At 40.5% G+C, this 12286-nt stretch carries 14 protein-coding genes and 1 pseudogene; 7 read left to right on the top strand and 8 right to left on the bottom strand.

Annotated elements, in window-relative coordinates; translation table 11 throughout:
- Positions 1-133, bottom strand: a pseudogene (locus tag F972_RS15865) (IS4 family transposase); the annotation flags it as partial.
- A gap of 255 nt (positions 134-388) precedes the next feature.
- Here F972_RS15865 and F972_RS08700 point away from each other — a divergent pair.
- Positions 389-664 (top strand): DksA/TraR family C4-type zinc finger protein, encoded by a 276-nt coding sequence (locus F972_RS08700; RefSeq protein WP_004676973.1) that lies wholly within the window; start codon positions 389-391, stop codon positions 662-664.
- Positions 665-677: 13 nt separating this feature from the next.
- Here the strand turns inward: F972_RS08700 and F972_RS16105 are convergent, their stop codons facing one another.
- Positions 678-1679 (bottom strand): helix-turn-helix transcriptional regulator, encoded by a 1002-nt coding sequence (locus F972_RS16105; RefSeq protein WP_004682511.1) that lies wholly within the window; start codon positions 1677-1679, stop codon positions 678-680.
- Positions 1680-1891: 212 nt separating this feature from the next.
- On the opposite strand from F972_RS16105, the gene F972_RS08690 reads away from it, so the two are divergent.
- From F972_RS08690 to F972_RS08670, 5 genes are all read left to right on the top strand, one after another.
- Complete coding sequence (locus tag F972_RS08690) at positions 1892-3463, top strand: circularly permuted type 2 ATP-grasp protein (protein WP_004682509.1); 1572 nt, start codon at positions 1892-1894, stop codon at positions 3461-3463.
- A 91-nt stretch (positions 3464-3554) separates the two neighbouring features.
- Positions 3555-4157 (top strand): alpha-E domain-containing protein, encoded by a 603-nt coding sequence (locus F972_RS08685; protein WP_004682508.1) that lies wholly within the window; start codon positions 3555-3557, stop codon positions 4155-4157.
- Positions 4154-4933, top strand: a complete 780-nt coding sequence (locus tag F972_RS08680; protein ID WP_004769557.1) for a transglutaminase family protein — start codon at positions 4154-4156, stop codon at positions 4931-4933. The genes F972_RS08685 and F972_RS08680 overlap by 4 nt, the downstream gene beginning before the upstream one ends.
- Positions 4934-4951: 18 nt before the next feature.
- Positions 4952-5686 carry a proteasome-type protease gene (locus F972_RS08675; protein WP_004757739.1) on the top strand — a complete coding sequence of 245 codons (735 nt, stop codon included), beginning with the start codon at positions 4952-4954 and terminating at the stop codon, positions 5684-5686.
- A gap of 52 nt (positions 5687-5738) precedes the next feature.
- A complete protein-coding gene (locus tag F972_RS08670) occupies positions 5739-6167 on the top strand; it encodes a BLUF domain-containing protein (RefSeq protein WP_004757740.1) in 429 nt (142 codons plus the stop codon).
- A 103-nt stretch (positions 6168-6270) separates the two neighbouring features.
- On the opposite strand, the gene alr is transcribed toward F972_RS08670, so the two are convergent.
- Complete coding sequence (gene alr / locus F972_RS08665; RefSeq protein WP_004769556.1) at positions 6271-7344, bottom strand: alanine racemase; 1074 nt, start codon at positions 7342-7344, stop codon at positions 6271-6273.
- 467 nt (positions 7345-7811) lie between these two features.
- Here alr and F972_RS08660 point away from each other — a divergent pair, with 467 nt between their 5' ends.
- A complete protein-coding gene (locus F972_RS08660; protein ID WP_004769554.1) occupies positions 7812-8393 on the top strand; it encodes a hypothetical protein in 582 nt (193 codons plus the stop codon).
- 21 nt (positions 8394-8414) lie between these two features.
- Here the strand turns inward: F972_RS08660 and dnaB are convergent, their stop codons facing one another.
- The 5 genes from dnaB to cyoE form a co-directional block, all read right to left on the bottom strand.
- Positions 8415-9860, bottom strand: coding sequence for a replicative DNA helicase (gene dnaB, locus F972_RS08655; RefSeq protein WP_004682499.1), 1446 nt, complete (start codon positions 9858-9860; stop codon positions 8415-8417).
- Between the two features lie 180 nt (positions 9861-10040).
- On the bottom strand, positions 10041-10487 hold the full coding sequence (gene rplI / locus F972_RS08650) for a 50S ribosomal protein L9 (protein WP_004676981.1): 447 nt from the start codon (positions 10485-10487) through the stop codon (positions 10041-10043).
- Positions 10488-10496: 9 nt separating this feature from the next.
- Entirely contained in the window at positions 10497-10724 is a 228-nt protein-coding gene (gene rpsR / locus F972_RS08645; protein WP_004676982.1) for a 30S ribosomal protein S18, read from the bottom strand.
- A gap of 11 nt (positions 10725-10735) precedes the next feature.
- The gene (gene rpsF, locus F972_RS08640) at positions 10736-11119 is read right to left on the bottom strand and encodes a 30S ribosomal protein S6 (RefSeq protein WP_004676984.1); all 384 of its coding nucleotides are present in this window, start codon (positions 11117-11119) and stop codon (positions 10736-10738) included.
- 284 nt (positions 11120-11403) lie between these two features.
- On the bottom strand, positions 11404-12282 hold the full coding sequence (gene cyoE / locus F972_RS08635; protein WP_004676986.1) for a heme o synthase: 879 nt from the start codon (positions 12280-12282) through the stop codon (positions 11404-11406).
- Positions 12283-12286 lie beyond the last annotated feature (4 nt).

The following is a 12286-nucleotide window of genomic DNA, read 5'->3' as shown; positions in this document are numbered from 1 at the left end:
TAGATGCAGAAGAAAGATTGCACGTTTGCTTTAAAATGATCGCAAGCATGATGAGCGAAAAGCACTTTAAATGTGACTTGTTCCATTTTAGAGATTTGTTTAAGATAAGATATAACTCATTGAGATGTGTCATAGTATTCGTCGTTAGAAAACAATTATTGTGACATTATTTCAATGAGTTATCTATTTTTGTCGTGTACAGAGAATTTTAATAAGAAATCTAGGGGAATCTATTGATTCCCTTATTTTTTTCTAAAAATAAAAACTCTTATGTTTTGGAGTTGACAGCACAGCAGTTGTAATCAGTACAAATAATCGTATTGTGAGCTAAATAAAATGGTCTTAGAATTTTAAATTGACAAGAGATAAAAATGAAACGGGATCAGCAATGGCAGGTGGTTGGGCACGTGACGGTGCAGAGCAGGAGCAGATTGATGCAACAATTCATGATGCGATTGCAAAAGCAAGACAAGGTCTTTCTCATAATGAAGATGGAGAAGCCGCACTATATTGTGAAGAATGTGGCGAGCCCATTCCTCAAGCCCGCCGTGAAGCGATGAAAGGCGTGAAATATTGTATTCGTTGCCAGCAACAACTTGAGGAAAAGAGCAAAGCACTGGAGCTATTTAATCGGCGGGGAAGTAAGGATAGTCAATTACGTTAAATCTTTTGCCTTGTTAATCTTCTATCTCTTTCACAGCATTATATACAATGCTCGGTTCAATATTGAGCAGCTTTTTACCAAAGCTGCGTAACCACCACACCAGTTGAGACGTAAAGGGAACCGTTGCGTTCACCTCAACAATATTTTCCTCTAGTGCCGTAATGGTCTGGTCTTTGCTCAACTGGCTTTCATAAAAGCTTTTGGCTGTATTTTCCGTCATGGTTAGCTTTAACTGAATTTGTTCAGTTGGTTTGCTGTAATCCACGCGGAAACCCAGTGCACCTGAGTCAATGTAATGATCAATATCAAAATTGACAGGATGCAGTGCCCGACTATCCAGAACCGTGGCTGCCTTAAAACGGTGCAGGGCAAAAGTTTGCACTTCAGTTTTATCATTTCTGGTACAGATTAAATAAATCACTGCACCTTTTTGTACCAGTGCCAGAGGATTGAGGATATAGGTTTTATCTTCTCCCTGATGGGTTCTGGCACGATAGATACATTCAATTTGCTTGTCTTGTAACAGTCCCTCATAAATTGCCTGCTGTGCATGTTTATCCACAATTGGCGGAATGAGCGGCTGTGTCGCTGGAACAATGCGCACACGGTTGATCCATTGTCTGACATTGTTTTGTGTGGAAAGACTGCGTTTTGCCAAGTCGAACCACGGCATCATTTCTTCAAGCAAGCTGGGTGGAAGCAAATGGCGTAAATGCTCTTCCACCATCATAAAGGTGACCGCCTGTGAGCTGGTCATGTGCGGCAAACTCTGGATGGGCGCGTCTGAACGCCAGCGCCAGCCTTGCGGAACCGTTTTATTGCTTTCAATGGGAAAACGCTGTGAAATTTGATTTAAGTCACGTTGAATCGTACGCAAACTAATCTCAATACCCTCACGTTCCAGAATTTCCTGCAATTCACGCGTGCCCATCCATTTACCCGTAGAAAGGCGGGACAAGATTTGCCATTGACGATAAAGGCTGTTTGACGTTTCTTTTTCTTGTATGGATGACATAGGCGTAATATGCAATTCAATGAGCTAGAGCTGACACAATAAAAAAACTCCGATTATTTAGCAAGTACATCACATTTAGATTACGTATTTACGACTGAAACCAATGCAGATTTGCTTAAAACTTTTAAAACTGCTTCAAAAATGATCATTTTATATAGGTGGCATTGAAATTGCTTACTTAAGAGATAAATAAATGATGAGATGAGGTTTCTATGCCAGAACAAGAACACAATCTAAATATCAGTACAGATTATTATTCTCCAGACCAAACGGCAGCGGTTTCGGTATATTCGTCCACATTTATTCCAGATATTCCAGATATTCCAGAGCTGAGCAGTATTACCACTAACCTGTTTGAACAACTCAAATCACAATTTTTTAATGAAATGCTCGATGATAAGAGCTTTAATGGAGAGGCATCAAAAAAGATTGAACAATGGTTAAGTATCCGTAGCCTTGATGAGTTAAAGGTGCTGGGAGCGCAGGCAAAGCAGCATTTTTTGTATCAGGGTATCACCTTTAATGTGTATGGGGATCAGGAGGGAACAGAGCGGACCATTCCTTATGACTTAATCCCGCGTGTCATTGAGAAAAAACAATGGGAGAAAATATCATCAGGCTGTGCACAACGTGTTAAGGCGCTAAATCTATTTCTGGATGACATTTACCATGAACAAAACATTCTTAAGGATGGGCTGATTCCCGCACATCAGGTGATGGCACATGAAGCCTTTCAGCCGCATATGCTCAGGCATCATCTTAAAGGCAAGGTTTATTCACAAATCAGCGGCATAGACATTATTCGAGATGGGCGAGGTGATTTCTTTGTGCTTGAGGACAATTTAAGAACGCCATCAGGGGTGTCTTATATGCTGGAAAGCCGAAAAATCAGCCAAAAATTGATGCCTGATTTGTGCAGTAGCAATAATTTACAGGGGATTGAACAATACCCAACTTTATTAAGGGCTATTCTGGAAGAGAATGCCTATGTTGATAAGCCCTTTATTGTGGTGCTGACTCCAGGCCGTTTTAACAGTGCCTACTATGAACACGCCTTTTTGGCGCGTGAAATGGATGTGCCGCTGGTGACAAGTCGTGATCTTTTTGTTGAGAATGACAAGGTCTTTGCAAAAACCATTCGTGGCCGTCAGCAGGTGGATGTGATTTATCGCCGTGTTGATGATGAGTTTCTAGACCCACTGGTATTCCGTGCTGACAGTACGCTTGGTGTGGCGGGTTTGATGTCGGCCTATCTACAGAACAATGTGGTGATTGCTAATGCACCAGGAACAGGGGTTGCTGATGACAAGTCAATCTATCCTTATGTTGACCAAATGATTCAGTATTATCTGGGAGAAACCCCGATTTTAAGTAATGTGCCTACTTATCAATGCCGAGACAGTGAACAACTGGATTATGTGCTCAACAATCTGGAAAAGTTGGTGGTTAAGGAAGCACAGGGTTCAGGTGGATATGGCATGTTGATTGGGCCTCAAGCGGATCAACAGCAAATTGAGCAATTTAGACAGAAAATTATGCAGACCCCGCATTTATATATTGCACAGCCAACCTTGGCACTGTCAGTTGCACCGACATTGACCACAGATGGCGTTGCTGAGCGACATATTGATTTACGCCCATTTGTATTGAGTTCACCTTACCGTACGGAAATTGTGCCAGGAGGATTAACGCGGGTGGCTATGCAGGCAGGTTCGCTGGTGGTCAACTCTTCTCAGGGTGGCGGCATTAAGGATACCTGGGTGGTGGAATCGCTGCACTCCTAACATCTTTCCTATGCAGCAATAACATTGCACATATCCTTTGTGTGCAGTGCGATATTTCACAGGAATTTATGATTAATAAGGGAGGAGATTTATGCTTTTACTTAGCTCAAGTGCTCAACATATTTATTGGTTAGGTCGTTATTTATTTCGTATTGAGTATATGGCGAGTCATTTGCCCTTTACAGATGACCAACAGGCAGCAAGATTTGCACAGGCATTGTGTCTGCATATTGATGATGCTGAAAGTTTGAACCAATTTATGCTGGATCGGCAACAGCCATATTCCTTGATGAGCCAGCTTGAGATTGCCCGGGATAATATTCAGGAACTGAGGGGACTATTGAGTTCTGAAACTTATGCCGAGCTGAACCAGCTAATAAAAAATGTTATACCTGATGTGCCAACTATCCAGAATATCGTAAAGGAATGTTGTGCAATCCTGAAAACAGAACAAGAGGATATTGCTTTATTTTTTCATATTGGACAGGGTATGGAGCAAATTGATACCTGTTTTCGGTTGCAGCATAATATTCATGATGTGCTGAATACGATTGATTCAGTGATTGAACGATTATTTCATTTAGGTTGGGATGATTTGCAACCAAGTTGGAAAATATTGAAAAATCAACCTGACTTGAACCAGTTTTATGCATTTACCTATAAACTGGAAAATCAATTTGAGGTGTTCGCATGAAATTGATGGTGAATCATCAAACGCATTATCATTATACGCAGGCTGCACGGAATAGTGTGCAGTCGATTAAAATGATACCGCAGAGTTCACGGCACCAGTTGGTTGAGTCCTGGCATATTAGCGTTCCAGGGCAATACACCAGTAAACTTGATGCCTTTAACAACCTCTGGATTACGGCAAGCCAGCGACATGACTACCATTACCTGACCATTATGGCGCAGGGGGTTGTTGATTTGTATGATACTGAACTGGGTTATGTGGACACTGGTGTTTCACCAATATTGTTTTTACAGGGCACACAAATGACCTGTTGTGACTCGATGATGCGGGATTTTGCCCAGACTATTGTAAAAGTGAAAGACCGCCACCACCTTATTTTATTGGCAGAGCAGATTTTACAGCACATCCCTTATCAGCCTGAAAGCACATCTGTAACGACTTCTGCAATAGATTCATTTTATGCTGGGCAAGGTGTATGTCAGGATCATGCACATGTGTTTATTGCCATGTGCCGTGCGTTACAATTACCCGCCCGTTATGTGTCGGGTTATTTATACGATCAAAACCAGCCACACCTTGCCAGTCACGCATGGGCAGAAGTTTTTGTGGAAAATGAATGGTATTGTTTCGATATCAGTAACCAGATATTCACGCCCAAAAGTCATATCTATGTGGCAATTGGCCGTGATTATCTGGATGTTGCGCCCGTACGGGGTGTGCGTGAACAGGGTGGCATTGAAAGTATGACATCCAGTGTTCAAGTTTTGGCTTGTTGAAGGTAAAGAGAAAAAGAGATGACCTATTGTTGTGCATTAAGATTAGAGCAAGGTTTGGTATTGATTAGTGATACTCGAACTAATGCAGGGGTCGATCATATTTCTGTATTTCGTAAATTACATACCTTTGGTATTGAGGGTGAGCGTTTTATTGCATTGCAAACAGCAGGTAATTTAGCAACAACTCAAGCTGTTATTGGTCATTTACAAAATGCTTTAACATTACATCAAGAGCCAAATTTATATAGCGCAAATACCATGTTTGAAGTTGCTGAATTAATTGGAAAGACTTTGCGTAAGGTGCTTGAGGATGTTACGACTGATACTCAGGAACAGATGAATTATTCCTGTAGTATTTTGGTAGGTGGACAGATACAGGGTGATGAGATGCAACTTTATAATGTCTATCCTCAAGGCAATTTTATTTGTGCCACAACTGATACACCATATTTTCAGATTGGTGAAAGTAAATATGGAAAGCCAATTTTAGATCGTGCACTGCACTATACGATGCCATTAGATGATGCATTACGTTGCAGTTTGATCTCTTTTGATTCAACATTAAGGTCTAATGTTTCTGTTGGATTACCTTTAGACGCGTTGGTCTATCATAAAGACAGTTTTATGATTCCAGAGGGCAAGCGCATCAGTGAGGAAGACCCTTACTTTAGCCAAATTAGTAAGCAGTGGTCTGATACCTTGCGCCGTGGTTTGCAGGAACTACCAAAACCAACAGTAGATTATTGGGGCTAGTCAGCAAAGACAGGCATAATGAACTAAAATGCTTTATAAGTGTAAGAAAAAAATGATATTTCAACTTTGTTATGCCAGTACCAGTACTTCTGAAAAATCATATTTGCCACTTGATTTAAGAGAAGTTTTAAATGAGGCACACCATTTTAATTATGTGAATAATATATATGGTGTGCTGTACTTTGCAGATGGTTATTTTTTCCAGTGTCTGGAGGGAGAACAAGCAGTTATTTTGGAACTGCTTGATAAAATCAGGCAAGACCCTCGCCATCATCAGATTTATATTTTTAATCCTCAACGCATCTCACAAGGTCATTTCAACGATTGGTCAATGAAATTTGTGCGGAAAAATAGTCAAGTTTCAGAGTTTTTCCAGCAGCATCTACAACAGGCCGAGTTTAATCCCTATTTGTTAAATGAGGGTTTGATTGCAGCATTGATTCCATTGCTTGCGGATATACAAATGGATGAAGTGGCTTAAAAATCCAAGATATTGGTTTGTGCTTGTTTTTGGTTTAAGCTAATTTTTATAATACATCGAATAGGTCAGTGATCATAAATTCCTGACCTATCTTTTAATCTGCTTAATACAAGAGTTGACGTTTTGGACGTTGGCTCAGGCGACATAGCAGTTCATAGCCAATGGTGCCATTTGCGGTAGCGACATCATCTACCAAACGGTGTTTGCCCCATAATTCAACTTGCGTGCCTAATTCAACGTGCAAACCAGTGACATCAATGGCAATCATATCCATGCTTACACGCCCGATCAAGGGAACTAATTGGTGATTAATCGCCACAAAATTTGGTTTGATATAAGCTCTTGGATAACCATCACCATAGCCAATTGAGACAATGGCAATCTTCATAGGCTGTGCTGCTGTAAAGGTTGAACCGTAACCTACAGATTCGCCTTGTTGAATAGAATTAAGCGCAATAATTCTAGCACTAAATGTCATCACAGGTTTGAGATCAAGCGTATGGACGTTTTGATCGGCAAAAGGCGTTGCACCATACAACATGATCCCTGGACGAACAAAGTCGAAATGTAGTTCAGGATATTTATAGATTGCCGCAGAATTGCAACACGATGCCAGAATCGGTTCACATGCTTGTTTTACTTGTAGAAACTGGTTTTTTTGTTGTTCATTTAATGGATGATCTGAATCAGCGTTGGCAAAGTGCATGGTGAGTACACAGGTAAAACCATGTGATTTTAAGCGTTGAATCACTTCAATAATTTCTGTCGCTTTAAAACCCAAGCGATTCATACCGCTATTCAGCTTTACCCAGACCTTTAGATTCAAAGCGTTATAATGATCTTTATGGGCAATTAACCATTCAACCTGCAGGGTCTGATGAACAACACATTCCAGTTTTTGCCCAATCACTTGAATCATTTCATTTTCAGAAAAAACACCTTCAATCAGGGTGATGGGCTGTGCATATCCCAACTCTCGGATTTCTAAGGCTTCTTCAACGCAAGCGACACCGAAAGCATCGCTATCCTTTAAGGCTGCTAAGCATTCTTTTACACCATGTCCGTAAGCATTGGCCTTGACCATGCTGACAATTTTCGCTGTTGGGGCAAGTTGTTTGACACGGTTTAAATTATATTGCAGTGCCTGACTGTCAATATAAACTGTTGCTTGGCGCACCCTCGTTACTCCTTGGGAATGACAATTGGTAATTTGTGTTAGATACACTGTTGAGTGATAAATAAATACAAAAAATAGTTCTATTTAAAAATATTCACTATTGTAGACTTATCAAGCTCAAATAGACATGAACATCTAGGTTTTTGATCATAAATTAACTTAAGATCGAAAAATCTATTAGGTTATTGATTGCAAATAATTTGTAAAAGTTTCAGGCTTTATTTTCCATATAAAACTATACATTCTAAAAGCTATCATGGTGTTAGATGCTCCCACTTAGGGAAATTCTGAACTTTACGAGTTAGGGCAAGAATCAGATGATGGTGGAGCGTGGGTTTGTAATTTAAATGAACTCAAAGAGAGATTAAACAATGCATTTTAAACAAGGATATGCTGAATAAATGATGAAAATATTTTGTTATCTGGGATGGACTATATTATTTTTTTGTCAGTCAGTTAGGGCTTGTATGCCACTTTCACTCAATGACGTATTTATCGCCCGTTACCACGACTCACTGCCAGTACAGGGGAGTTCAGACTTCATCTTTCAACTGAGTTCAGGTCAATTTATTTTTCGCTCAAAACTAGATGAAGTTAAATATAAAAAACCTACACAATGGAAAAGTACATTTTCTAGTCAAAATATTGAAAAGGGCAGTTTGATCATAGGTTTAGCTTATACTCCTGACGGTGCTAAACCTGAACAATATCAAATTACTTCATTTGCAACTTTGAGTTGTGCTCATAATCAGCTCAGTGTTTCTAGACCAGTGCAGCCGTTTTTAGCTTGGAATCGACAGATGGCAAAGTGTACAATCGGGGGGCGGAAAACAATTGGTATCAAAACAATTGGTATCTTGGATGGGTTTATACAATATGATCAATCGCATTACTTAGCAAAACTTCAACAAAAATATCCAACATGTGAACAACTCAATAAAGCATTTCCATCACTTGAAATGGAAGAAAATAGCCAAAATTCGAATTTAGTCTCAAGCTGGAAACTATGGTGGGCAAAGTTAATAAGTCAGATTAAATCATGGTTTTAATAAAAAAGAGCAATGCAATCATTACTCTTCATCATCATACTGAGCATAATACTCAGGAGATAAGTTACTAAAACGCGTATATTGTCCTTCAAAAGCAAGACGCACCGTACCAATTGGGCCGTTACGCTGTTTACCAATAATAATTTCGGCTGTGCCTGCTTCTTTAGATTCTTTATTGTAGACTTCGTCACGGTAAATAAACATGATTAAGTCCGCATCCTGTTCAATTGCACCAGATTCACGCAAGTCTGACATCACAGGGCGTTTATTAGGTCGGTTCTCTAAGGAACGGTTCAGCTGTGAGAGAGCAATTACTGGACATTGCATTTCTTTTGCCAATGCTTTCAGGCTTCGGGAAATTTCCGAAATCTCACCAACACGGTTATCACCCATACCTGGCACTTTCATTAACTGCAAGTAATCGACCATGATGCAGCCAATTTTTCCATCATGCATTTTAGCAATACGTCTGGCACGTGCCCGAACCTCCGTTGGTGGCAGAGCAGAGGAATCATCAATATAAAGATGTTTTTCCTGTAACTGCAAAATCGTGCCTGTAACCTTTGACCATTCATCTCCATCCAGCTTACCTGAACGCAGATGGCCTTGATGCACTTTGCCATAGGAGGAAATCAAACGCATGGCGATGGAATCCGCAGGCATCTCCATTGAGTAAACAAGGGCAGGGAGATTGCTGTTAAATAAAACGCTCTCAACCAGATTCATGGCAAATGTGGTTTTACCCATAGAGGGACGAGCCGCCACAATAATTAAATCACCTGCCTGCATCCCATAGGTTTTATTGTCCAGTTCAAGGAAACCTGTGGAAAGGCCTGTGATATTGCCATCCATTTTGGACAGCTCATCTAGTTTGCTAATTACATCCGCAGTGACTGAACTGATTGATTTTGGGCCTGAATCCTTTTTATTGTTGTTATGCTGTTCTGCCAAAGAGAAAATATTGGTTTCAGCCAAGTCCAGAATTTCGCTGACAGGACGGCCCTTGGTGTCATAGGCATTTTGTAAAATATCTGTGCTGACCTTGATCATGCTGCGTAAGGTTGAAAATTCCTTAATCTTACTGGCATAGATTTCAAGGTTATAGAAGCTTGATGGAGAATCTGCCATCAATTGCATTAAATACTCTTCACCACCAATCGCATCCAGCAGGTTTTGCTTGAGTAACCAGTCATTGACCAGAACCGCGTCATAAGGCGAGTTTTCCTGTGCCAGTTTTTCAATGGCACGGTAAATATATTTATGGCGTGTGGCATAAAAATCATTCTCTTTCAGCAAGTCACCGACTTGTTCAAATGATTCAGCAACCGTCATTAAAGCCGCCAGTACTGCCTGTTCAATCGCCAGATTATGCGGTGGCGTTCTAAATTCTTTCAATTGACCTGAGTCATTCACGTTACTCTCTGTCTTTGGAGTATTTTTTGCAAAACTGGCATTTGCCTGTGACATAACAAGACCTAATAAAAAGATGAAACCGTAAAAGAGTGACTATCTTAATCCAAATGGATGCAGACAGGAGGGTTTAATTGGAAGAAAATTGTGTAAGTGGTGAAAATACAGCTTGATGGTTTTGGCAAAATTGAGACGTAAAAAAGGGCATGTAAAAACATGCCCTTTTCTTTGCAAAAATTACTCAGATACGATTGTAACGAGAACTTCAGCAACAACATCATGGTGCAATTGGATTGCGATGTTGAATTCACCAGTGTGACGAAGCGCACCGTTTGGTAAACGAACTTCTGCACGGTCTACAGCAAGACCAGCATTGGTCAAGGCATCAGCGATGTCACGAGTACCGATCGAACCGAAAAGTTTACCTTCATCACCAGCTTTAGCTGTGATGACGATATTCACTTCGTTTAATTGTTCAGCACGTGCATTTGCAGCAGCCAAAATAGCAGCTTCCTGTTTTTCAAGTTCAGCACGACGAGCTTCAAAAGCAGCAGTGTTTGCTTCAGTTGCAGCTACAGCTTTACCTTGAGGGATCAGGAAGTTACGACCGTAACCAGCTTTAACTGATACTTTGTCGCCCAATTTACCAAGGTTCTTAATGCGTTGTAATAAGATAATATCCACGGCTCAACCTCACTTATGATTGTCAGTGTAAGGAATCAACGCTAAATAGCGCGCTTGTTTAATCGCTAACGCTAATTGACGTTGATAACGAGCTTTAGTACCTGTAATACGGCTAGGAACAATCTTGCCGTTTTCAGTGATGTACTGTTTTAAAGTGTCGATATCTTTGTAGTCGATGTACGCAACTTTCTCAGCTGTAAAGCGGCAGAACTTGCGACGACGGTAAAAACGTGCCATTGATGTTCTCCTTATTCAGCTTCTTGAACTGCGTGTTGTGCTTCTTCACGTTGCGCCTTACGGGCACGTTTTTCTTCAGCACTTTTCGCAAGTAGAGATTCTTCAGTGATTGCGTGTTCACGACGGATGATGATGTTGCGAATGATCGCGTCGTTATAACGGAACAATTCTTCTAGTTCATCAAGAGTCGTTTGACCACATTCAACATTCATAAGAATGTAGTGTGCTTTATGAATCTTGTTAATTGGGTAAGCCAATTGGCGACGGCCCCAATCTTCTAAACGGTGAATTTGACCTTCAGCTTCTTTGATCTGAGAGATATAGCGTTCAACCATACCTACAACTTGATCGCTTTGGTCTGGGTGTACCAATAGTACGATTTCGTAGTGACGCATTGTCAGCTCCTTACGGTTTAAGCAGCCCCTGACTTGATAAAGCCAGAAGCAAGGAGTCATAACTAATTTAGTTATGTCGCAAATTGCGAAGCGACAATTCTAGTCATGTTTGGCTTAAATCGCAAGTTATTATATTGATATTTGGAATTGAGATACGTAGTCAATAAGGATATCTCAAGGAGGTTTCATTGGGTTTGATTCTGGCTATGGACTATAGAATGTTTTTATTGCCCGAAATGATTACAACGAGGGGAGAATAAAAAGATAGAGTGTTCTCTATCTTTTTAAAAAATAGGGAGGAAAGGTGCAGGACTTTTAAAGGTAAAGCTAAAGCTTAGACTAATCACAGTGATGAGGATCACGGAGAATAAGAAAAAGCGTTTTGCCCAAAGCTGGTCATCTTCAGCTTTAAATCCTAAAATACCAATGTAGAACCAGTAGGCACAAAGCAGGTTACAGATCACCAGAAAAACAACATTGGTGTATCCATAAACATATAGAGCATTCATCGCGACAGTGAATAAAACCACATAGATCAGTGATTCTATTTTCGTTCTATAGATAGAGCGAGCTACAGGTAAGATTGGCACTCCTGCATTTTTATAATCATCAAAACGATAGATTGCAATTGCCCATGAATGCGGCATTTGCCATAAGGCATAGGCTACAAAAATCAGTAGGGCCGCCATATCGAAATGGTGACTTACAGCCGTATAACCAATGACAGGTGGACTCGCTCCAGAAATACTACCAATGACGGTTTGATGGATTGTGGTACGTTTGGTCCACAAGCTATAGAAACCGACATAGACGACAAAACCAATGACTGCGAATAAAAACGCATACGCATTGACATAAAACCAAAGCATGCCAAAGCCAATCATACCCAACACAAATGCATAAAGCAGTGCAATGGTGGGGGAGATGGTCTTTTTAACAAGTGCACGGTTCATGGTGCGTTGCATTTTTTGATCGATGTCTTGATCAATCACATTATTTACGACACAACCAGACGCAACCACAAAAGTTGTTCCAATCAGCGTAAGTAATAATAAGAGGCAGTCTATGGAGCCTTGGGCGGCTAAGAAGAAGCCGCCCAAGGTGGTAATAAAATTACCGAAGAGAATTCCTGGCTTAGTCAGGAATAAATACTTTTTAAACATGACG

It is taken from the genome of Acinetobacter sp. CIP 102529 (assembly GCF_000368325.1).
Classification (GTDB): Bacteria; Pseudomonadota; Gammaproteobacteria; order Pseudomonadales; family Moraxellaceae; genus Acinetobacter; species Acinetobacter parvus.
The sequence above is the reverse complement of the archived record's forward strand: the minus strand, read 5'-3'. Positions and strand labels throughout refer to the sequence as shown.